Origin of the sequence: Cupriavidus sp. HMR-1 (assembly GCF_000319775.1) — a bacterium.
Taxonomy (GTDB): domain Bacteria; phylum Pseudomonadota; class Gammaproteobacteria; order Burkholderiales; family Burkholderiaceae; genus Cupriavidus; species Cupriavidus metallidurans.
Genome location: NZ_ANKP01000057.1, coordinates 1 through 22740, shown reverse-complemented (window position 1 = coordinate 22740; position 22740 = coordinate 1). Strand labels below are relative to the sequence as shown.

Sequence of the window (22740 nt, the reverse complement as noted above, 5' to 3'; positions counted from 1 at the left end):
CGCGCAGCATCGTCCGCGTGGCGCAGCGCCAGTTGCGCCTGACGCCAGAAGGCCAGGCCCGCGTCGGTCGGCACCACGCCGCTCGACGTGCGCTGCAGCAGCCGCGTGGATAGCTCGCTCTCGAGGCGACTGATCTGCTGGCTCAACGCGGACGTGACGACGCCAAGCCGCTGGGCCGCCTGTCCCATGCTGCCAAGCTCCACCACATGCACGAAGTAGCGCAACTGCCGCAGTTCCATTTCCTCTCCTGTCACAAGCCCCCGGTATTGTGCCCTGTACGCGGGTTGACCGGGCGGGCACGATGGTCGAGCATGTCGACATCGTCCTCGCCGTGCAGCGCGGTGACGCTACCGTCATCGCACATGCACCGTCATCTGGCGGATGGCAGGCACAGTCCTCGCTTGCCACGCTATTGATCACCACGTGTACCCAAACGGAGCTTCCACCATGCAAAGCACCCCACCGGCTGCCGCAACGTTGTGGCCGATGCCGACATTCTCGTTCCAGGCCTTGACGTCGTTCGATCACACCGCAATGGAGGGCTGGCACAAGTTCATGGGCCTCAATGCCGACTTCACACGTTCGATGTTCGAGGAAGTCCAGTTCGACTGGGCATCGTGCTTCGTGCCGCAGGACCCCGAGGACTTTTACGTGCGCGAATGGTCGTGCCAGATCCCGTTCCTGTCGATCCCGCTGCGCTACGCCACGGCCATGATCGAACTGACGGCCTCCACGCAGCGCGCATGGATGGATGCCTGGGGTCACATGTTCGGACTGCCGGTGCTGCCAACACCGTTGTCACTGATGCCAGCGGCCCTCACCGATATGCCTGCCACAGCACCGAAGGGCGAGGTGGAAGACGTTCCTGCATCGTCCATCCGCGAGACGCCACATCCTCGCAAAGGTAAGGCCGCGTCATCGACGTAACCAACGGTTGCAGATTCGTTCCGGCGACATCACGCGGAGATCGTCGTTCTTCGTTGTAACGACTATGCTGCAAGGGACTGACCTCCGCGTCATGCCGCCTGCCCGATGGCATTCTGGGCGCACCCGGCCAGGCAAGTGATTCGCGCCCATCTCGCGAGGCGACTATGCGCAAGATCCTCCTCACCAGCCTGATTGTTGCCACGGCGGCCGTGGTGGCCGCGCCGATGGCACATGCCCAGGACAAGAAGCAGTTCGACCCCTACACGCAAGGCGCGAAGTCGGACCAGTACAACCCGTACACCGACGGCGCCAGGGCCGGCGACAAGTTCGATCCCTACACCCAGGGCGCGAACACGTCGGCGCAATCCTATCTGGTGCCGGACCAGAAGGCCGACCCGTACACCGAGGGCGCGAAGGCGGGCAAGTATGACCCGTACACCGACGGCGCGCGCACCGGCAAGTTCGACCCCTTCGTGGACGGCGCCAAGTCCGACTCCGACAAGTAGCCCTCAACCCTCATTTGACGCAATGAACTCGCCCGGTGCGGCCGAAAGGCCGCACCGGGCGTTCTGCCTCAGGTGACGGGCCGACGACAGCCGCACCACTTCAGCGCGTCCGCGCCGTCTGTCCAACCGCACCTCCGTGGCAACTGCCACAACGATCATGGACGCGTTGCCGTTGCGACGACACCAGGTTTAAGCACCGCGATCACCAATTCGTGAAGCACCTGCCTTGCCGCCCTTGCTGCCTGCTCGTCATAGGCGATAGTCACGCCCCGTTCGACACACGGGTCATCGTAGGTAAAAGGCTTGCTGGTTTGTGCGTTGACCAGCAACCCATTCTCCAACTCCACCGTGCTGCAATGCCGCGTTGTTTGCGCGCGCGGAAGCTGCACGGCCGACGCGAGCGCCCGCGAATCAAAGGCGTGATTGGCCTTTGGATACTCGATCAACATCGCATCGTTACCCTTCGCCTTTAGCCGATCGACATATGCGCGGCACGGGCCAACCGGGTCGTAGTTATCCGCGCTGCCCTGGAGAATTCTTAACGGCTTTGCCACAAGGTCATCGTCGTCGCGATACGTATAGGAGCAGTCGGGATAAAAGGCGACGTAGGCCGCGAACTCGGTGCCGGGTGATGCGTGCAATCGGTGAAACCGTTTCAGGCTTGCATAGAGCGCATTCTGCCCGCCTCGCGAAAACCCCACGAGCATGATTCTCGTCGGGTCGATACGCGGATGTCTTGAAAGAATCGCGAGCGCGCGAAAGGCGTCTTCCATTTGCGCCAGGCGAGGTAGCAGGGTCTGGTCGTTGATCGTGCTGGTGATGCCACGGGCAGAAAAGCTGTCCAGGACAAACGTCGCGACGCCCATCCCCAGAAGATCCTGCTCCCAGTCGGTCACTGAACTACCGATACCGCCTGAGCCATGCAGCAGAATCACCAGTGGGAGCCGGTCCGCCCCGGCCTTGGGGAGCCGAAGTTCGCCCGCAATCGTTGCAGGTCGACCGCCCTCGACACCGGCCAGAAATTCCTGGTCCGACATCGTGACAGTCGGTACGGGAATGACCTCGGTCCGAGCGACTTGCGCCAGTCCGCCGGGTGACAGACACCCGAGTGTGAAGAGCAAGCAGAATTGGGCAGCCAGATAGGAAATTGCGGATTTCATGGCACCCCCTTCTTTTGCGTTCTTGTGCCTTCTTGTGTTTTCTTGTGCCTTACTGTGAGCACCCATTCACACGCGGAGTATTGCCCCCCAGATAGTCTAGGTAGCACGATGTCCATCTGCTAAACGATTCTTCCAGCCTGGCAAGCGGGGCATTTCCTGAAACGAAATGACGCTTGAATCCGGACCGCAGGGGATTCCCATCAGTTATGACTCGATGCCCCTCGGTTTCTTGTGAGACAGAATCCTCGCTTTCATACTCCGAAGCACGCTTTGCAAAGGAGAAAGAATGGACACCGTGCCTCGCCACCGCATTCATTGGCAGCGTAAGTGCAGGGCAATCGCCACGATAGCGCTGCTCGCCGTGACGGGCGGGGTCGCGGCACAGTCGCTGGGCCGCGACCAGAGCAACGACCGGAAGGACGTCGGTGTCATGGAGGGCTTTCCGCCGTCTCCAGCCATGCGTGTGACCAAGACCAACGCATTCCAGCCACCATATATGCGCTGGGCCTTCCGTCATGCGCGCGAGACCTCGCCGACGGCGGGAGTTCGGCACGCTTCAACGCCAATGACGCTGTCGGAGCGGCCGGCAGCAGGTCTCGATAACCTGCAATTCAATGTGGAAGGACAGGCAGTCAAATTGTCCGATTACCTTCGGGACACCCACACCGATGGCTTCATCGTGCTGCACAAGGGGCAGATTGTCTTCGAACGGTATCTGGATGGCTTCGGACCCGCTCAGCCGCACATCTGGGCGTCGATGACCAAATCGCTCACGGGCCTGATGGCGGCCATGCTGATTGTCGATGGCAAGTTTGACCCCGAAGCAAGGCTGGCCACCTATGTGCCCGAGTTGGCGGGCAATCCATTCGGCGACGCCACGCTCGCGCAGAACCTCGACATGGAAGTGCCCGTCGCGTATTCGCCAGAGCTTCCGCCCGATCTGGGGTTGTTCGGCGCGGTTGGAATCATCCCGCGCCGCGCGGGTGCGCCGGACAATATCTACGATTTCCTCAAGACCGTCTCCACCGACAAGGGGGCTGTAACGGGAGACTACTGGTTCTACCAGAACGGATCGCCGGAAGCTGTTGCATGGGCGATGCGCCGAATCTCTGGCAAATCGTGGGCGGAACTGGCGCAGGAAACGGTCTGGTCGAAGCTGGCCCAGGACGACGCTTATATTCAGGTCGACTCACTCGGAACAGAAATGGCAAGCGGTGGCCTGAGCACGACCTTGCGCGATGCGGCCCGTTTTGCCGACGCAGTCCGGCGCGCGCAGGCCGGGGATGCCGACGCGGGCATTCCCGTTCAGGCTGTCCGTGCGGCATTGCGCCCGCGCGGAAACCAGGCCGGGTTCGCCAAGGGCCGCCTCGCGGCTAGCCGGCCGGGTTACGCATATGGTGACTACTGGTATCAGGTGAACGACGGCGATGGCTCCGTGGAGGCGAGCGGCCGGTTCGGGCAGAAGATCTACATCAATCCGAAAAAGGAACTGAGCGTAGTGAAATTCTCTTCGAGTCCTGATTCAGCGCCTCGCGGCGCTTCGGCAGAAGCGGGCAAGACTGTGGCGGCACGCAATGGATCGCTGGAATCATCGACAGCTTTTATCGCCGCAATCCGGGCCGTCTACGGGGCCATACCGCACTAAGAGGCGCTATCAAAAAGAAGCGAAGCGGTTCTGGCTAGGCGCGCGGCCGCAGACAGTACATGTAGTACGGCAAGGCCGCGCAACGACGCCAGAATCACTTTGATCGTGCCTCTAAGCCCACCGGATCACGGGGTCAGGTGCAGCAAGACCGGCCCTCGAACCCCGGCGTGGCGACCTTGTGGTGACGGTAGCGCCGGTGACCTGGCGTTTGCGATCGGATCAGTCGCACCTATCCTGATCACCGCTGCGCCAGGCTCGCTGGGATGGCTCAGCCGAGTTACCGCTGATCGGTCGTCAGCATTCGCACTCTCACCTTGCGGCCCTTCACCTTGCCTTCGTTCAGCCGCTTCACCGCCTCGCGTCCGATGGCGCGGTCCACGGCGATATAGGTCGACATCTCCATCACGCTGATCTTGCCGATCTGCTCCTTTGTGAAGCCGGCCTCTCCGGTCAGCGCGCCGAGGATGTCGCCGGGCCGGATCTTCTCCTTGCGCCCGCCCAGCATCTGCAGCGTGACCATAGGTGGCAGCAGGCGCCCGCCGCCTGACGGCGTCAGTTCTTCAAGCGCGTGCCATTCGAACTCGCCGCCCTGGTGCTGCTCGATGTTGCCGACGCGACCCATTTCATCCAGGCTGACGAGGCTGAAGGCCGAGCCTGCCTCGCCAGCGCGCCCGGTACGGCCGACGCGGTGGACATGGACCTCGGGGTCGGGTGTCACGTCCACGTTGATCACGGCTTCCAGCTGCGCGATGTCGAGCCCGCGCGCGGCCACGTCGGTGGCGACCAGCACCGAGCAGCTCCGGTTGGCAAACTGCACCAGCACCTGGTCGCGATCGCGCTGTTCGAGGTCGCCGTGCAGTTCAAGCGCGGCATAGCCCTGCGCGCGCAGCAGGTCGGCCAGATCGCGGCAGCGCGCCTTCGTATTGCAGAAGGCCAGAGTGGTAGCCGGGCGGAAATGGTCGAGCAATCGGCCGACGGCGTTGAGCCGATCGCCCTCCTCCACCTCGTAGAAGCGTTGGGTGATGGTGGCCGCGTCGTGCGCCTCTTCCACCTTCACCGTCTTCGGCTGGCGCAGGAAGCGATGGGCGAGCTTGTCGATGGCGGCCGGATAGGTGGCCGAGAACAGCAGCGTCTGCCGGTCCTTCGGTGCGTGGCTGGCGATAAATGCGATGTCGTCGTGAAAGCCCATATCGAGCATGCGATCAGCTTCATCGAGCACCAGCGTGTTGATCGCATCGATATTCAGGCTTCCGCGATCGAGGTGATCGATGATGCGGCCCGGCGTGCCTACGACAACGTGCGCGCCGTGAGCAAGGCTCTCCACCTGCGGCCGGATCGGCGAGCCGCCGCTGAGCGTCAGCACCTTGACGTTGTCTTCGGCGCGGGCGAGACGACGGATCTCCTGTGTGACCTGATCGGCCAGTTCACGCGTGGGACAGAGCACCAGCGCCTGTACGTCGAGCGGACGCGGATCGAGACGATGCAGCAGGGCGAGCCCGAACGCCGCAGTCTTGCCGCTGCCGGTGCGGGCCTGGGCGATGAGGTCGTGACCAGCCAGCGCGAGCGGCAGGCTGGCGGCCTGGATCGGCGTCATGGCGTCGTAGCCAAGCTGGACGAGGGTAGCCTGCATGGCCGCGGACAGCGGCAGCGTGGCGAATGAGGTAGGGGCTGAAGAAGTCATGCCGGATTATAGATGCGCGGCCGCGTCTTGCACGCCTTCCCTGCTCAGCGGCCTGACGGCATGACGCAATCGGCACATGCCAGACCATCGCCGCGACCGGCACGCTCAACGTTGACGGGGGCGAATACGGCGGCGGCGCGCCCGCGAGCCGATTCCCCCAACGTGACCACACCAGCCATATCCCTGTCGCAAAAGGGAAAGTTCAAGACATGCACGGAAAAGCGGAAAGTTGGGCCAGATCAGATGATTCACCACACAGGTTGTCCATCTGACGCGCTCGATCCCCACGCCGCAGGTGGACCTCCATATTCGACAGCAGACAGGAGACCACATGGCGAAAGTCGTCAGGATTTATGAAACGGGCGGCCCCGACGTCCTTCGTTTTGAGAACGCCACGGTTGGTGAGCCGGGACCGGGCGAGGTCCGTGTCCGTCACGTGGCCGTCGGTCTGAACTTTGCCGACACCTACTTTCGCAGCGGTCTCTACAAGGTTCCCCTGCCCAGCAGCATTGGCAACGAAGCCGCCGGCGTGATCGAGGCGGTAGGTAGCGGCGTCACGCATCTTGCCGCCGGCGACCGCGTGACCTACACGGGCTTTACACCCACGCTGGGCGCCTACAGTACCGAGCGATTGATCTCCGCCGACCCGCTGATCAAGCTGCCGGCAGCGATCAGTTGCGAAGTCGCGGCAGCCATGACCATGCGGGGATTGTCAGCCGCGTACCTGATGCGCCGGATCTACCCCTTCAAGGCGGGCGACACCATCCTGCTCCATGCGGCCGCGGGTGGTGCCGGCCTGATCCTCTCGCAATGGGCCAAATTGCTGGGGCTGACCGTCATCGGAACGGTTTCCACCGATGCCAAGGCCGAAGTGGCGCGCGCCCATGGCTGCGACCACACCATCAACTACAGCCATGAAGACGTGGCCAGTCGTGTGCGGGAACTGACGGATGGCGCAGGCGTGTCCGTGGTCTTCGACAGCGTGGGCAAGGACACCTTTATGTCGTCGCTGGACTCACTCAAGCGCCGTGGCCTGCTGGTATGCGTGGGCTTCGCCTCCGGAGCCGTTCCGGCATTTGACCCGGCAATTCTGGCCCGCAAGGGCTCTGCGTATCTGACGCGACCGGCCCTGGCCGACTACATCGCCGATCCCGCCGAGAAGGCGGCGCTGGTCGATGAGCTGTTCGGCCACGTGGCCGCAGGCCGCATTCGCATCGACATCAATCGCCGCTACGCGCTGGAGGATGCCGTGCAGGCGCATCGCGACCTTGAGGCTCGCAAGATTGTCGGTTCGTCCATTTTCGCCATCTGACGGTTGCCCTTCCCTGGGGAGCATCCCGTTCGCCATCCCCGCTATTCATCATTCATCCGGAGACCCATCACCATGCATTTCCTTGACGGCCACCTGTACCCCGAGAACCAGCAGCCGCTGATCATCACCGCCGCACCGTATGCGCCGGGCTGGATTCCCGAAGATTTCCCGGAAGACATTCCGGTCACCATGGAAGAACAGATCCAGAAGGCGGTGGACTGCTACGAAGCCGGCGCCAGAGTGCTGCATCTGCACGTGCGCGAGGCCAACGGCAAGGGCAGCAAGCGTCTGTCCATGTTCAACGAGCTGATCGCCGGCGTGCGCGCCGCTGTGCCGGATATGGTGATCCAGGTGGGCGGCTCCATCAGCTTCGCGCCGGAAGAGGGCCAGGACGCCAAATGGCTCAGCGATGACACGCGACACATGCTCGCCGAACTCGACCCGAAGCCAGACCAGGTGACCGTCACCGTCAACACTTCACAGATGAACGTGACGGAACACGCCGGCCTCGACGACTTCAAGGGTGTCTCGCGCGGTTTTCCGCACCTCTACAAGACCTACAAGGACATGGTCGTGCCCTCGAACCCAAGCTGGGCCGAGGAGCACATCCGGCGTCTGACCGCTGCCGGCATCCAGAGCGAGTTCCAGTGCTACAACATCAATAGCTTCGAAACGATCGAGCGAATGATTCGCCGCGGCGTCTACAAGGGGCCGCTGGTGATGAACTGGGTGGCCATCAGTGGTGGCATGGATCAGGCGAACATCTTCAACCTGGCAAATATGCTGCGTGCCGTGCCGGACGGCGCCGTGGTAACGGTGGAGAGCTCGGTATTGAACGTGCTGCCCATCAATATGATTGGCATCGCGCTGGGCCTGCACGTTCGGTGCGGCATCGAGGACGTGCTCTGGAACCAGTCCCGCACTGGAAAGATGAGCTCGGTCGAGCAAATCAAGCAGTTGGTACGCATCTCCCGCGAGTTTGGTCGCCCCATCGCCACAGCCAAGCAGACACGGGAAATCCTCAAGCTTGGGGTCTTCTACGACACCGTGGAAGAGACGCTTCAGGCCAATGGCTTCTCGCCGAATCGTAACGGCGCCAACCAGGGTTTCCTGCGCAAGCAGGAGAACTTGCCGTCCTGAAGTCAGCCCGGCGGGCCGGACGCCAGCCCCTGCCCCCCAAGGGGGCTGGCGTCGACCTCACGCATCGACCTCAAGCATCGGTTGAGCGACCGTCAAGAGACCAAGTACATGGAGGTAGACAATGGCATTACGCATGCAAAAGCCGACTGCGGTCGTGCTGGGTGCTGCGGCGCTTCTGGCGCTGTGCGCTTCAGCGCAGGCACTGGCTGAGGACGTCTGGCCCTCGCGCCCGATTCAGATGGTCGTGGCGTCGTCGGCGGGGTCCGGAGTCGATGCCCTGGCGCGCCTGATGGCGCAACGTCTGTCGATCGCGCTGAAGCAACCTGTCGTTGTCGATAACCGGCCAGGCGGCAGTGGCGTCATCGGGACCAACGCTGTCGTCAAGGCGCCTGCTGACGGATACACGATCCTCTACACCACGGCATCGAACATGGTCGTTGCCCCGGCCGTCCTGAAGACCATCCCCTACAACCCCAAGAAGAGCCTCGTACCCATCGCCGAGACAGCCTCGGGTGGCGTGGTACTGCTGGTGAGTAACGACCTGCCGGTCCATAGCCTGCCGGAACTCATCCAGTTGCTCAAATCGAATCCGGACAAGTACAGCTACGCAACCTGGGCCACGGGATCGTCAGGCCAGTTGATGATGGAATGGCTCAAGAAGCAGACCGGCATGAAGACCGATCACGTCCCGTATCGGACTTCGACCCAGTTGCTGACCGACCTGACCTCGGGAATCGTGAAGATCGGTTGGACAGACCCGGGCGCGCCAGTCCCATTCCTGCGCTCCGGAAAGGTCCGCGCCATTGCCATTGCCGGCAACGTTCGTGCGCCGCAGCTACCGGACGTCAAGACCATGGGGGAACAAGGCTACGCGTTCGACGCAGTGGGCTGGTTCGGCATGTTCGCACCGGCAGGAACCAACCCGGCGATCGTGAAGCGGTTGTCCGATGAGGTCAACAAGGCCCAGGCATCCCCAGATCTCGCAGCCACGATGAAGGCCATGAACTTTGGTCCCCCGCCTGTGAAGACATCGGTGCAATTCGGCGAGACGGTCAGCCACGACCTCGATGTCTGGTCGAAGATCGCCACCGATGCGGGGATTCAGATCGACTAGTGGATGAACCACCGCCAGGCGCCCACGGTGCCCGGCGTCTTGCGTCGACCGCCAGTTGAAATCTCGACGCAAAGCGGGGCAAGCCGTTGATCTGCCTTGCCCGTAGCCCTACTGCAAATCCAAGCGCAAGACAGGACGAACGCCATCGCTCACACAAAGGGCGAGAGCCGTGCTCGTCCATGGATAAACGCGCGGGTTCTGCGCAAAAAAGGGAACCGGACTTCGATTCGGACCTGGCAACGTTCCAGGCCGGTGGCGCCCGCGCGTCACCAGCCTGGAAACCAAAACAATGAACGTGGAGGAATGCTGGTGAACAAGAGACTTTTTGCCCTGGCTGCCGCTTGTGCGTGTGGTGCGGCCAACGCGCAATCGAGCGTGACTTTGTACGGTGTGGTCGATGTGAACGTGGAGTACGTCAACCACGTCGGGGCCGTGCCGCAGGCAGGTAACGGCTACAACCCCGGCCCGCCCCAGACGGTGTTTCGCGAGAACTCTGGCGGCTACTCCGGATCGCGTTGGGGTCTTCGCGGCGTCGAAGACCTCGGGGGCGGCCTGAAGTCGATCTTCGTGCTGGAAAACGGCTTCAATGCCGATACCGGCACGCTGCAACAGGGTGGACGCATGTTTGGGCGCCAGGCCTTCGTGGGCCTCGACACACGCTTCGGTGTGTTCACGTTCGGCCGGCAGTACCAATCGATTTTCTCCACCATGGCCAACTTCGTCCCGGCGCGATATGCCACGCAGTATGAGCCGACGGGTGTGGTGGCGGGAGCCAACTTCCGCCAGGACAACACGGTCAAGTACTCCGGGACGTTCGGCCCCTTCACCGCGCAGGCGGACTGGTCGTTCGGGGTTGGCACGACACTGCCGTCCACCTACCCCACGGTGCCGACGGCGGGTGGCGCCGGTGAAGTACCGGGCCAGTTCCGCCGCGATTCGGCCTATGGTGCCGCCTTGAGCTATCTGGCTGGGCCGGTCGGGCTGGGTATTGGCTACGACCAGTGGAATCCGACCATCGGCACGGGCAATGGCACGTTCAAGAAGGCCGTTGTCATGGCCAGCTACGCGTTCAACGATACGGCGAAACTGATGGGTGGCTACCGATGGGGGCAGAACAAGGATCCAAGCGGCACGACGATCCTGCGCGATGACTTCTACTGGATTGGTGGCCAATACCGCTTCTCGTCGGCGCTGGATTTCACGCTCGAGTATGACTATCAGAACGTGAAGAACCTGGGAGGCAACAACAGCGTGGCCAACCCCTGGCAGATTGCCCTGATCGCAGACTATGCTTTCTCCAAGCGAACCGACGTGTATCTGACCACGGCATACAGCAGGAACGCCGGCCTGGCGATGGAATCGGCAGCGAGCGGCTTCGCGACCAGCCTGGCGTTGGGCAATTCCTATGCGCTGGCCAACGGACAGAAATCCATGTTCGGCGCGGCATTGGGGATTCGACACGTGTTCTGAGCGTTCGGCCGGAAGCGCCTTGAGGTGACTTGAGGTGACTTGAGGTGACCTGATGCGACTTGAGGCGACTTCCGGCTTCACTGACGTTGTCCGCATACTGGAGAGAGCGAACCATGGATCTTGGTCTGAAAGACAAACGAGCGATAGTCACTGGTGGCAGCCGGGGGATCGGCAAGGCGATTGCACTCCAGCTCGCGCAGGAAGGCGTCGACGTGGTAGTGGCAGCCCGTGGACGCGCGGCGTTGGAAGCGACGGCTGCCGAGCTGGCGACGCTGACAGGAAAACGGATCGTGCCACTCACCGTGGACACTTCCAGCAAGGTGTCCGTGGATAGCATGGTGAAGCAGGCGATCGCCGCCTTGGGCGGCATTGACATCCTGGTCAACGCCGCGGCATTGCCTGGAGGAATCTCATCGGCCTCACGGCTCGATGAAATCGACGATGCGCAAGCCATTGAAGATATCGACATCAAGGTGATTGGCTATCTGCGCACCGCGCGAGCGCTCGCGCCACACCTGATCGCCAATGGCTGGGGGCGGATCGTGAACATTGGTGGCCTGGCGATCTATCGCACCGGCCGCCCCATTGCCACGCTGCGCAACGTCGGCGTGGCTGCGATCACCAAGAATCTGGCGGATGAACTCGGGCCGAAGGGCATCAATGTCACGGCGGTCCATCCCGGAGCGACACGGACGGAGACATCCGACGCGGCATTCGAGGCCTGGGCCGCGGCAAGGACCTCGCTGGGCCGCATCATTGAAGCCCGTGAGGTTGCGGCCGTCGTGGCATTCCTTGCATCGCCAGTGAGTGTGGCGATCAATGGCGATGCCATTTCTGTCGCTGGCGGGAGCCCCGGCACCATCCGGTACTGATCGCTACTGATCGCTACTGATCGCTGCAGCGCGTGCCGAAGCCCCGGCGTTCCGGGGCCCTTGACCGCGCCCCGGGACGTCCCCGACTACCCGGCGGTCTTCCCGCCGTTCACATGAAGGATCTGCCCCGTGATGTACGTCGATTGATCGGATGCCAGGAACAGAATCGCATCGGCAACCTCTTCCGGGGTGCCAACGCGCCCGGCAGGGATCGTCGCGGCGACGGAGGCAAGCCGATCCGCGCCACCGGCAATGCGCCCGAGCATGGCCGTTTCAATCGGGCCCGGCGCCACGGCGTTGACGCGGACATTCGCCTGGATGACATCGAGGGCCGCGGACTTGGTCAGGCCCTCGATCGCGTGCTTGCTCGCCACATACATCGGATTGCGCGGATTGCCACGACTGCCCATCGTGGATGACAGATTGACAACGACTCCGCGCTGTTGCGCGATCATCGCTTTCAGCTCGTGCTTCATGCAAAGGAACGTCCCAAGAACGTTCGCATCGAACGTCGTCGCGTACGACTGGACGGTCTGCTCGACGATCGATCCCGGTGTGCCTTCCGTCCCGGCACTGTTCACTGCGATATCGAGGCAGCCAAAGCGCTCGACGGCATGACCGACAAGACGCATGACATCGTCCTCGCGGCTGACATCGGCCGCCAGGAAGTCCGCTTCCGCGCCCATCTCCCGAAGTTCGGAGATGAGAACGTCTCCGGCTGCGGCATTCCGCCCGGAACAGACCAGTCGCGCGCCTTTGGCTGCAAAGGCAAGCGCCGTCGCACGGCCGATGCCGGCGGTCGCGCCGGTGATCAAGACAACAGGATGAGACATGAGCGTTTCCTTGGATAAGACAGGAGAAACTATTCGTGAACCCTTGGGGAAGATCGGCCGGTCAGAACGCGACGGCATCGCGGCCCTTAAGCTGCAACATGTCGCGGGCCTCGTCCGGCGACGCAACTTCGAGGTTCAGGGATTTCAGAATGCCAACCACGCGTTTGACCTGCTCGGCGTTACTGGTGGACAGCTTGCCGCGGTCCTCCCAGAGCGAATCCTCCAGGCCAACACGGACGTTTCCGCCCATGGCCGCCGCCATCGACGCAATCGGCATCTGGCTGCGACCGGCGCCGAGCACGGACCAGTAGTAGTCCTTGCCGAACAGGCGCTCCGCGGTGCGGCGCATGTGCATGACATCGTCGGCGTGCGTGCCGATGCCGCCCAACAGGCCGAACACGGACTGGATGAAGAAAGGCGGCTTGAGGATGCCGCGATCAATGAAGTGCGCGGCCGTGTAGAGGTGGCTCGTGTCGTAGCACTCGATCTCGAAGCGTGTGCCGTTGTCGGCGCAGGATTCGAGGATGTAGCGGATTTCCTTGAACGTGTTACGGAACACGCGGTCCTCGGAGCCTTCGAGGTACGGACGTTCCCAGTCGTGCTTGAACGTCGCGTGCCGGGCGAGCATCGGATAGAGGCCGAAGTTCATGGACCCCATGTTCAACGAGGCAACCTCGGGCTTGAGTTGCAGCGCCGGCTGCAAGCGTTCTTCCACCGACATGTTGGGGGCGCCACCAGTCGTGAGGTTGATCACGACGTCCGAACGGGCCGCGATCCGTGGGAGAAACGCACGAAAGAGGGCCGGGTCTTGCGATGGCTGGCCATTCTCCGGGTTTCGCGCATGGAGATGGACGATGGCCGCGCCAGCCTCCGCCGCGGCAACGGCCTCGTCTTCGATCTCCCTCGCGGTGATGGGGAGATAAGGCGACATTGTGGGGGTGTGAATACTGCCTGTCACGGCGCAGGTGACGATCACCTTGCTCTGTGGTGCTGCCATGGTGGATGCCCTCCGTTATTCCACTCGAAAATGAACTGCCCGGTGCGATGTCGCATGCTACGGAACTTGACCTTCGCAGGCCGCTGCTACGGCCGGAATGTCGCGAATTGGAAAGTGAATGTCCTGCCGAAGTAAGCATGGATGCCTGGAACACCAGATACTCGTTGTCAGGCACTTACAAGACAGCAGGAGACATGGAAATGAAGATCAGGCAAATCACCCCTGCCATCGGGGCCGAGATTTCCGGCGTCAACATCGGCGAGGCGGCGCGCGATCCGGCAGTCTTCGCCGAGATCCGCGCGGCGCTGCTCAAGCACCGGGCCCTCTTCTTTCGCAAGCAGGAAATCACGCGCGCAGACCACGTGGCCTTCGCCAGCAGCTTCGGCAAGCTGGAAGACCATCCCGTGGTTGGCAGTGTTCCGGACTACCCGGGTCTGGTGAAGGTCTACCGTAGCGACAACCCGCACAGCTTCGAGAACAGCTATCACTGCGACGGTCTGTGGCGTCCCAACCCGGCCATGGGGGCTGTCCTGCGCTGCCTCGAATGTCCCGAGATCGGTGGCGACACCATCTGGGTGAACATGGTGAAGGCGTACGAGGAACTCCCCGATGAGATCAAGTCGAAGATCGACGGCTTGCGCGCGAGGGCCAGCATCGAACACAGCTTCGGGGCGGTAATGACACCGGAGAACCGCGCGAAGCTGGCGCAGGATCATCCACCGGTAGAGCATCCTGTGGTGCGCATCCATCCGGAGACCGGGGAGAAAATCCTGTTCGTCGGCGCCTCGTTCACAACGCACTTCACCAACTACAGCACACCAGCCAACGTGCGCCATGGCATCGACAAATCGCCTGGCGCCTCGCTGCTGCTCAACTACCTGACCAGCCGCGCCACCATTCCGGAATACCAGGTGCGCTGGGCCTGGCAGGAGGGTGACGTCGCGGTGTGGGACAACCGCAGCACGCAGCACTACGCCGTCAACGACTACTATCCGGCACCGCGCAAGATGGAACGCGCCGGCATTGTCGGTGATATCCCGTACTGAGCTGGAAGACAGAGAAAAGGGCATTCCATGACATCCGGAAATCAGCCAACGGTCGTGATCGTTCCCGGCTTTCGCGATCACATGCCGGAACACTGGCAGTCGCTGCTTGCGGAGCGCCTGCAGCAGCAGGGGCGGGCGGTGCGCATCGTGCCGCAGATCGATCACGACAAGAGGTTGCGCCGCGCGAGAGTGGAGAACCTCGAGCGTGTCGTCAGCGACATCCCAGGGCCGGTCATCCTCGTCGCGCATAGCGTGGGCTGCCTGATTACCGTTCACTGGGCACAGGAGACGAAGTGCGCCGTGCAGGGCGCGCTGCTTGCTGCGCCGGCCGACTTTGACAACCCCTTGCCGCCCGGATACACCGATCCGCTGACGTTGGAAAAGGAAGGCTGGACCCCGATCCCACGCCGACAGTTGAAATTCCCGAGCATCGTGGTCGCAAGCCGCAATGATCCGCTCGGAAAATTCGAGCGAATCCAGGAACTGGCGCAGGCGTGGGGCAGTCGTTGCATCGACGCCGGGGAAGTCGGGCATCTCGGACCTGTGGATGGCTTTGGCACATGGCCGCTAGCGGAAGAACTGGTTCAGCAACTCTGAGTCAACGCATCGCGGCGCTGGCAACCAGCGCCGCGACTCACCGTCGATTCACCATCAGTCCGGCTTGAAGTGGATGGTGCGCAGCAACGCGCCCTGGCGCTCGTAGGACTCACGCACATCCTTGAGAAGCTCATCGGTGGTAGCCGGCGAACCGGGCTCCATACCCATGTCCTCGAGCCTTGGCCGGAGCGTCGGAGATTGCGTCACTTTGAGCGTCGCGTCGCGCATTTTCGCAATCACGGCTGGCGGCACGCCTTGAGCGGACCAGATCCCCATCCAGCTCACGTCCTGCAGGTCTGGATATCCCGACTCGGTAAAGGTCGGAACGTCAGGCAGTGCGGCCATTCGCCTGGGCGACGCCACCGCATAGGCCCTGAGCTTCCCCGCCTTGATGAATGGCAGCGAAGTCGCCGGACCGTCGAACATGAGCGGCACCTGTCCACCCATCACATCCTGCAGTGCGGCCGGTGAGCCCTTGTAGCTCACGGTGCCGGCATCGAGCCCGGCAACGCGATTGAACTGCACACCCATCGTCTGACCACGCGTGCCAACGCCAAAGTTCGCATAGTCGAATTTGCCCGGCTTCGACTTCACGTACCTGACCAACTCACCGAGATTTTTCGCGGGCAGGTTGGGATTCCCGACGAGAACGAGACCATATTGCGTAAGCTGAGCAATCGGGACGATGTCCTTGAACGGGTCGTATGACACCTTGATGGCAAGAGGCACCTCGGATGCGATCCCCTTCTGGATCAAGAGGAACGTGTAGCCGTCTCGCGGCGAAGCCAGCATGGTCTGGACGGCGATGGTGCCCCCCGCGCCCGCCTTGTAGTCGACGATGACCGGTTGGCCAAGCGAGGCCTGCAACTCGCGGGCAACGAGGCGTGCCACGATATCCGCCGTACCACCCGGGGGAGCGCCCACGAGTATCCGCACAGGCTTGGTGGGCCAGTCAGCGGCCCGGGCCGCTTCCATGGCCGGCAGCGCAGAACCAAGGACGAGTGCAAGCGCCATGGCCTGGCGGGCACCGCGGGTGATCCGTATCATCGGGGGCTCCTTTCTATCGGACGGGGGGCGTCATCGCCATCGCTGTGACGATTGCTCAAGGACTTCCCGAAGCGAATCATCCCGCCCTCCCCCCCTTCCCGCTTTGCCTATCGCGTCGTGATTTGGCCTTTGGCGACAGCCATGGCAGCGCGGAAACAGGGAATCGCCGATGAGGCGAATGCAGCGCAAACAACCTTGCTGCCGCGCCTGAAGCTCGGGGATTCCTCCCGCTTGACAACCCATTGCCGCTGTCTATCATGGGCTGTCTTTCTATGGTCAGTTCCCGATGTCGTTACTTGTCCGGGCCGCAGCCCTCACCAACTACAGCGAGGTCGCTCGTGCCGCCGGACTCGATCCGGTGCGGATGATGATGGACGCGGGAATCAGTCCGAGCGTGCTGCGCGAACCGGATCTCATGATTCCGGTCGAGCGTTACGGACGCCTGCTGCAGACCTCTGCAACCATGTCGGGCAACGAGAGTTTCGGGTTGGCCATGGCCGAGTCGCGCCTGCTGTCCAATCTCGGTGCGGTCGGCATGCTGATCCGCGACCAGGCGACGCTGCGTGACTCCCTCACCTTGCTGATGCGCTATCAACCGTTGCTCAACGGCGCGCAGTCGCTGGCGGTCGAGGATTGCGGCGGACGGGTCATCATTCGCGAGGTGCTGATCGCCGGCAACGCCCATCAGCCAACTCGCCAACGGGTTGAATTGGCGCTTGGGGTCATGGTGCGGTTGATACGTCAGCTCATCAAGGCAGACTGGCAGCCACAACGCGTGTGCCTGGAACATCCCGCGCCGCGCGACCTGAGCACGCACCACCGGTTCTTCGGTCCTCATGTCGAATTTGATTGTGACTTCAACGGCATCATCTGCGCGAAGGCCGATCTCGATGCACGCAACCCGTGGGCCGATCCGGCCATGGCGCGCTACGCACAGCAACTGATAGACGAGTCGGCCGTCATGCAACAGGCGACGATGCTCGAGGACGTGCGGCGCACCATCCTCCTGCTGTTGCCCAGTGGCCGCTGCAGCGCCGAGCAGGTCGCCGATCACCTCGGCGTCGTGTGCCGCACGGTCCAGCGCCGGCTGGCCGAGCGGGGGCAGAGCTTCTCGTCGATGGTCAATGAGATCCGCACGGAACTCGCGACGCGTCACGTCATAGAGAGCGATCGTCCATTGACCGAGGTGGCGACCCTCCTCGGCTTTTCCGCGCCGAGCGGATTCTCGCGCTGGTATCACGTGCAGTTCGGTTGCAGCCCCAAGGAGAGCCGGGCCGCGAATGGCACCGCACGCCGGCAGACCGCAGCCGCGCCAGCGAGCAATGCGTGATGCTGGCTGCCGCTGATCGCGTAAGTGGCGATCGGAGCATCAGCCACTAGCCAGCACGATCCGGCCGATCTCCTTCCTGCCGGTCTCCTTCCTGCCGGTCCATCCACCCAACGACAGTCACACGCGGCAGCCATCAGGCAATCCTGACCGGGCTTGCGCAATCACCCATGAAAAAACCCCGCGGGCGCTTCACGCGCACGCGGGGTTCATCGGACTTCAGTTCGTTCCTCGGCGTCGCCGCCGAGGAACATCGACACTTAGATCGACACCGTGTCCGCAACTTCCTTGAAGTCTTCGATCTGGTCGAAGTTCATGTACTTGTAGATCTTGTCGCCGTTGGCGTTCAGCACGCCCATGTCGGCCATGTACTCTTCCTTGTTCGGGATACGACCCAGGCGCGAGCAGATGGCAGCCAGTTCAGCGGAACCGAGATACACGTTCGTGTTCTTGCCCAGACGGTTCGGGAAGTTACGCGTCGAGGTCGACATCACCGTCGCGCCTTCGCGCACCTGTGCCTGGTTACCCATGCACAGCGAGCAACCCGGCATTTCGGTACGCGCGCCAGCCGTGCCGAACACGCCATAGTGGCCTTCCTCGGTCAGCTGCTTCTGGTCCATCTTGGTCGGCGGGGCAACCCACAGCTTCACGGGGATGTCGCGCTTGCCTTCCAGCAGCTTCGAAGCGGCACGGAAGTGGCCGATGTTGGTCATGCACGAACCGATGAACACTTCGTCGATCTTGGCGCCAGCCACGTCGGACAGCGTCTTCACGTCGTCCGGGTCGTTCGGGCAGGCCACGATCGGCTCGTGCACGTCGGCCAGATCGATTTCGATCACGGCGGCGTACTCGGCGTCGGTGTCCGGCTCCAGCAGCTTCGGATCGGCCAGCCATGCTTCCATGGCCTTGATACGGCGCTGCAGGCTGCGCGGGTCCTGGTAGCCTTCGGCGATCATCCACTTCAGCAGCGTGATGTTGCTGTTGATGTATTCGATGATCGGTTCCTTGTTCAGGCGCACCGAGCAACCAGCGGCCGAACGCTCGGCGGAGGCGTCGGACAGTTCGAAGGCCTGTTCCACCTTCAGGTCGGGCAGACCTTCGATTTCGAGGATACGGCCCGAGAAGATGTTCTGCTTGCCTTGCTTGGCCACGGTCAGCAGACCCTGCTTGATCGCGTACAGCGGAATGGCGTTGACCAGGTCACGCAGCGTCACGCCGGGCTGCATCTTGCCCTTGAAGCGGACCAGCACCGATTCCGGCATGTCCAGCGGCATCACGCCGGTGGCAGCGGCAAAGGCGACCAGGCCCGAACCGGCCGGGAAGCTGATACCGATCGGGAAGCGGGTGTGCGAGTCGCCGCCGGTGCCCACGGTGTCGGGCAGCAGCATGCGGTTCAGCCACGAGTGAATCACGCCGTCGCCCGGACGCAGCGAGATACCGCCACGGGTGCTGATGAACTGCGGCAGCGTGTGGTGCGTCTTCACGTCCACCGGCTTCGGATAAGCGGCGGTGTGGCAGAACGACTGCATCACGAGGTCGGCCGAGAAGCCCAGGCAAGCCAGATCCTTCAGCTCGTCGCGGGTCATCGGGCCGGTGGTGTCCTGCGAGCCCACCGAGGTCATCTTCGGTTCGCAGTACGTGCCCGGGCGGATGCCCTTGCCTTCGGCCAGGCCGCAGGCGCGGCCGACCATCTTCTGGGCCAGCGTGAAACCCTTGCCGGTGTCGACCGGGTTCTGCGGCAGGCGGAACAGCGTCGACGGGGCCAGGCCCAGCGACTCGCGGGCCTTGGCGGTCAGGCCACGGCCGATGATCAGCGGAATACGGCCACCGGCGCGCACTTCGTCGAACAGCACGTCCGACTTCACCTTGAATTCAGCGATGACTTCGCCGTTCTTCAGGGCCTTGCCTTCGTAGGGACGCAGTTCCACCACGTCGCCCATTTCCATCTTCGACACGTCGAGTTCGATCGGCAGCGCGCCGGCGTCTTCCATCGTGTTGTAGAAGATCGGAGCAATCTTGCTGCCCAGGCACACGCCACCGAAACGCTTGTTCGGCACGAACGGGATGTCTTCGCCGGTGAACCACAGCACCGAGTTGGTGGCCGACTTGCGGCTGGAGCCGGTACCGACCACGTCGCCGACGTAGGCCACCAGGTGGCCCTTGTCCTTCAGCGACTCGATGAACTTGACCGGGCCACGCTTGCCGTCTTCTTCCGGCTGGAACGCAGCGCCTTCGCGCTTGTTCTTCAGCATGGCCAGCGCGTGCATCGGGATGTCCGGGCGCGTGGTGGCGTCAGGGGCCGGCGACAGGTCGTCGGTGTTGGTTTCGCCCGGCACCTTGAACACGGTGATCGTCAGCGATTGCGGCAGTTCCGGACGGCTCGTGAACCATTCGGCGTCGGCCCAGCTTTGCAGCACGGCCTTGGCATTGGCGTTGCCCTTGTCCGCCTTTTCCTTCACGTCGTGGAAGGCGTCGAACATCAGCAGCGTCTTCTTCAGCGCCTCGGCGGCCACGGTGCCCACTTCGGCATCGTCCAGCAGCTCGATCAGCGGCGAGATGTTGTAGCCGCCCAGCATCGTGCCGAGCAGTTCGGTAGCGCGGGCGCGCGAGATCAGCGGGGTCTTTTCCGAACCCAGGGCCACGGCGGCCAGGTACGAGGCCTTGACCTTGGCGGCGTCATCCACGCCTGCAGGCACGCGATAGGTGATCAGGTCCAGCAGCGCCTGCTCCTCGCCCGCCGGGGGGTTCTTGATCAGTTCGATCAGGTCGGCGGTCTGCTTGGCGGTCAGAGGCAGAGGGGGAATGCCAAGCGCGGCGCGTTCGGCGACATGGGCGCGATAGGTATCAAGCATAGGAACCTGCTGGTAATAGGGTTGTAACGGTACTGCCGTCTCTGTGGGGACTGGCGCGCGAGGCGGCCAGTTGCGCGTGATTGTAGACCGAAGTCCCCGCCAGATCAAATGTCTTATATCTTATATAAGAGTTGAGGCGGGCAAACCTTTACAGATCAATTACTTATCAAAGTGCGAATCATCTGCCTCCGCAAGCACTTTACGGGAACCCCATCCGGTCACACGGTACCGCAAGCACGGACCCGGTGACTCGGCCGCCGTGCTGGTCTTAAGTTCCGCTCATCACATTCGTTAACCAGCAAGGAGGCGCAAATGGCGCTCCTATGCACCCGTGCGCCCGACGTCCGCCCAGCTCAAACGGCCAAGCTGAGCGGGATTCCCCCTTTTTATCGGCCCTTTGCTTGCCTGCAATTCGGGAAGAATGCAGGCATTCCGACACAGGCATCTCATGGCGAACACGCTTTCCCCCTCCCAGACCGGTGGCACCTCGAGCAAGCGCGGCCGGCTCCTGCTGATCGGCGGCGGTGTGCTGGTGGTGGCGCTGGGCGTTGGCGGCTTCGTGCTGGGCAACATCATCGGTGGCAGCCGCCAACCGGCGGCTCCTGCTGCCCCGGTGGTGCCGCCGCCGATCTTCGTGCCGCTGGATGCGTTCACCGTGAACCTCAAGAGCGAGGATGGTGACCGTTTCCTGCACACCGGCCTGTCTCTGAAGGTGGCGGACAGCGACACCCAGGCACGCCTGTCGCAGTACCTGCCCGAAGCGCGCAGCCGCATCCTGCTGCTGCTGTCGGCACGCCAGCCAGCCGATCTCGCCACCGTCGAGGGCAAGCAGAAGCTCGCACGCGACATCCAGGCGACCATCAGCCAGCCGTTTGCCGCAGGCCTGCCGCCCCAGAAGATCCTGGACGTCTTGTTTACATCGTTCGTGGTGCAGTAAGCCGTGTGCCTGCCTCGCGAACCCTGAACCAAATCCGATATGAAACTGCCCGCCGAACTTCACCTCTGCCGCCGCATCGCGCGCGCCGCCTGAAGCCGGCCATGGACCGTTTCATCCTTAAAGCCGTTCACGGGGCAGGACACTAGATGGCCTACGACAAGTTCCTCTCGCAGGACGAGGTAGACGAACTACTGAAAGGCGTATCGGGCGAATCCGATGCGCCGGTGGCAAGCGTGCCCGTCGCCGACGATGGCGGCGTGCGTCCGTACAACCTGGCCACCCAGGAGCGCATCGTCCGGGGCCGCCTGCATACGCTCGAGATCATCAACGAGCGTTTTGCCCGCGCCCTGCGCACCGCGCTGTTCAACTTCATCCGCCGCGGCGCCGACATCTCGGTTGGCACCGTGCGGATCGAGAAGTACGGCGATTTCGTGCGCAACCTGCCGGTCCCGACCAACCTGAACCTGGTCCACATGAAGCCGCTGCGGGGCACCGCGCTATTCGTGTACGACCCGAACCTGGTGTTTCTCGTCGTCGACAACCTGTTCGGCGGCGATGGCCGCTTCCACACCCGTGTGGAAGGCCGCGACTTTACGCAGACCGAGCAGCGCATCATCCGCCGCATGCTCGACCTCACGCTTTCCAGCTACGGCCAGGCCTGGCGCACCGTGCATCCAATCGAGTTCGACTATGTCCGCTCGGAGATGCACACGAAGTTCGCCAACGTCGCCGGCCCGAACGATGCCGTGGTTACCACCGCGTTCCACATCGAACTGGGCGCCGTGGGCGGGCAGCTTCATATCTGCATCCCGTTCTCGATGATCGAGCCACTGCGCGATCTGCTGATGAACCCGCTGCAGGACGAGGTCGAGGTGGACAAGCGCTGGCTCGGCCAGCTCTCCAACCAGCTACGTGCCGCCGAAGTGGAACTGGTGGCCGAATTCACGCACCTGCGCAGCACCGTGGCCGAGGTTCTGGCCATGCGCGAAGGCGACGTGTTGCCGATCGAACTGCCGGAACACATCTTCGGCAAGGTGAACGGCGTGCCCGTCATGCAGTGCGGCTTCGGCACCATGAACGGCCAGTACGCGCTGCGCGTGGAACGGATGCTCAATTACCAAGACAGCGATTCCAACAAGGAAACCGATCATGACTGACGGCACCCAGGACAAGCCGGTCGATCCAATGGACGACTGGGCCAGCGCCCTCGCGGAGCAGACCAGCGCCGAGCAGGCAACGTCCGCTGCCGCGCCGGCGCCCAGCGCTGCCGCACCGAC

General features: G+C 62.9%; 20 protein-coding genes and 1 pseudogene. 14 read left to right on the top strand and 7 right to left on the bottom strand.

The annotated features are described in order from the left end of the window. The coding region (locus tag D769_RS08930) for a LysR family transcriptional regulator (protein ID WP_008644179.1) at window positions 1-239 on the bottom strand (239 nt) is incomplete at its 3' end. Between the two features lie 208 nt (window positions 240-447). Here D769_RS08930 and D769_RS30640 point away from each other — a divergent pair. Both D769_RS30640 and D769_RS08920 read left to right on the top strand, forming a co-directional pair. Beyond that, window positions 448-927, top strand: a complete 480-nt coding sequence (locus D769_RS30640) for a polyhydroxyalkanoate granule-associated phasin (RefSeq protein WP_008644178.1) — start codon at window positions 448-450, stop codon at window positions 925-927. Window positions 928-1091: 164 nt separating this feature from the next. Next, window positions 1092-1433: a hypothetical protein gene (locus tag D769_RS08920; protein WP_008644177.1), complete on the top strand. Its 342-nt coding sequence runs from the start codon at window positions 1092-1094 to the stop codon at window positions 1431-1433. Window positions 1434-1588: 155 nt separating this feature from the next. Here D769_RS08920 and D769_RS08915 read toward each other — a convergent pair whose 3' ends face one another. Then, a complete protein-coding gene (locus D769_RS08915) occupies window positions 1589-2593 on the bottom strand; it encodes a dienelactone hydrolase family protein (protein WP_008644176.1) in 1005 nt (334 codons plus the stop codon). A gap of 286 nt (window positions 2594-2879) precedes the next feature. Between D769_RS08915 and D769_RS08910 the strand changes: the two genes are divergently transcribed. Further along, entirely contained in the window at window positions 2880-4238 is a 1359-nt protein-coding gene (locus tag D769_RS08910) for a serine hydrolase (protein ID WP_008644175.1), read from the top strand. A 277-nt stretch (window positions 4239-4515) separates the two neighbouring features. Here D769_RS08910 and dbpA read toward each other — a convergent pair whose 3' ends face one another. Next, entirely contained in the window at window positions 4516-5919 is a 1404-nt protein-coding gene (dbpA, locus tag D769_RS08905) for an ATP-dependent RNA helicase DbpA (protein ID WP_035884102.1), read from the bottom strand. Between the two features lie 331 nt (window positions 5920-6250). On the opposite strand from dbpA, the gene D769_RS08900 reads away from it, so the two are divergent. From D769_RS08900 to D769_RS08880, 5 genes are all read left to right on the top strand, one after another. Continuing rightward, the gene (locus D769_RS08900) at window positions 6251-7231 is read left to right on the top strand and encodes a quinone oxidoreductase (protein ID WP_008644173.1); all 981 of its coding nucleotides are present in this window, start codon (window positions 6251-6253) and stop codon (window positions 7229-7231) included. Window positions 7232-7303: 72 nt separating this feature from the next. Then, window positions 7304-8371: a 3-keto-5-aminohexanoate cleavage protein gene (locus D769_RS08895; RefSeq protein WP_008644170.1), complete on the top strand. Its 1068-nt coding sequence runs from the start codon at window positions 7304-7306 to the stop codon at window positions 8369-8371. Between the two features lie 121 nt (window positions 8372-8492). After that, window positions 8493-9485 (top strand): tripartite tricarboxylate transporter substrate binding protein, encoded by a 993-nt coding sequence (locus D769_RS08890; RefSeq protein ID WP_008644169.1) that lies wholly within the window; start codon window positions 8493-8495, stop codon window positions 9483-9485. 309 nt (window positions 9486-9794) lie between these two features. Continuing rightward, entirely contained in the window at window positions 9795-10955 is a 1161-nt protein-coding gene (locus tag D769_RS08885; RefSeq protein WP_040010955.1) for a porin, read from the top strand. A 113-nt stretch (window positions 10956-11068) separates the two neighbouring features. Beyond that, a complete protein-coding gene (locus D769_RS08880) occupies window positions 11069-11827 on the top strand; it encodes an SDR family oxidoreductase (RefSeq protein ID WP_008644165.1) in 759 nt (252 codons plus the stop codon). 86 nt (window positions 11828-11913) lie between these two features. Here D769_RS08880 and D769_RS08875 read toward each other — a convergent pair whose 3' ends face one another. Beyond that, a complete protein-coding gene (locus D769_RS08875) occupies window positions 11914-12660 on the bottom strand; it encodes a glucose 1-dehydrogenase (protein ID WP_008644154.1) in 747 nt (248 codons plus the stop codon). A gap of 61 nt (window positions 12661-12721) precedes the next feature. After that, entirely contained in the window at window positions 12722-13657 is a 936-nt protein-coding gene (locus D769_RS08870) for a 3-keto-5-aminohexanoate cleavage protein (protein WP_008644153.1), read from the bottom strand. Between the two features lie 200 nt (window positions 13658-13857). On the opposite strand from D769_RS08870, the gene D769_RS08865 reads away from it, so the two are divergent. Beyond that, entirely contained in the window at window positions 13858-14703 is an 846-nt protein-coding gene (locus D769_RS08865; RefSeq protein WP_008644152.1) for a TauD/TfdA family dioxygenase, read from the top strand. A 27-nt stretch (window positions 14704-14730) separates the two neighbouring features. Continuing rightward, entirely contained in the window at window positions 14731-15300 is a 570-nt protein-coding gene (locus tag D769_RS08860; RefSeq protein WP_008644150.1) for an alpha/beta fold hydrolase, read from the top strand. A 54-nt stretch (window positions 15301-15354) separates the two neighbouring features. Here D769_RS08860 and D769_RS08855 read toward each other — a convergent pair whose 3' ends face one another. After that, window positions 15355-16347 (bottom strand): tripartite tricarboxylate transporter substrate binding protein, encoded by a 993-nt coding sequence (locus D769_RS08855; RefSeq protein WP_008644148.1) that lies wholly within the window; start codon window positions 16345-16347, stop codon window positions 15355-15357. Between the two features lie 286 nt (window positions 16348-16633). Between D769_RS08855 and D769_RS08850 the strand changes: the two genes are divergently transcribed. After that, the gene (locus D769_RS08850; RefSeq protein WP_008644142.1) at window positions 16634-17677 is read left to right on the top strand and encodes an AraC family transcriptional regulator; all 1044 of its coding nucleotides are present in this window, start codon (window positions 16634-16636) and stop codon (window positions 17675-17677) included. 257 nt (window positions 17678-17934) lie between these two features. Here the strand turns inward: D769_RS08850 and D769_RS08845 are convergent, their stop codons facing one another. Beyond that, window positions 17935-20526 (bottom strand): bifunctional aconitate hydratase 2/2-methylisocitrate dehydratase, encoded by a 2592-nt coding sequence (locus D769_RS08845; RefSeq protein ID WP_008644141.1) that lies wholly within the window; start codon window positions 20524-20526, stop codon window positions 17935-17937. Window positions 20527-20974: 448 nt separating this feature from the next. Between D769_RS08845 and fliL the strand changes: the two genes are divergently transcribed. The 3 genes and pseudogenes from fliL to D769_RS32635 form a co-directional block, all read left to right on the top strand. Beyond that, on the top strand, window positions 20975-21463 hold the full coding sequence (gene fliL, locus D769_RS08840) for a flagellar basal body-associated protein FliL (protein WP_008644140.1): 489 nt from the start codon (window positions 20975-20977) through the stop codon (window positions 21461-21463). A gap of 146 nt (window positions 21464-21609) precedes the next feature. Beyond that, on the top strand, window positions 21610-22620 hold the full coding sequence (fliM, locus tag D769_RS08835; RefSeq protein WP_008644139.1) for a flagellar motor switch protein FliM: 1011 nt from the start codon (window positions 21610-21612) through the stop codon (window positions 22618-22620). Continuing rightward, window positions 22613-22740 (top strand): annotated as a pseudogene (locus D769_RS32635) (flagellar motor switch protein FliN); the annotation flags it as partial. The gene fliM and the pseudogene D769_RS32635, both read left to right, overlap by 8 nt.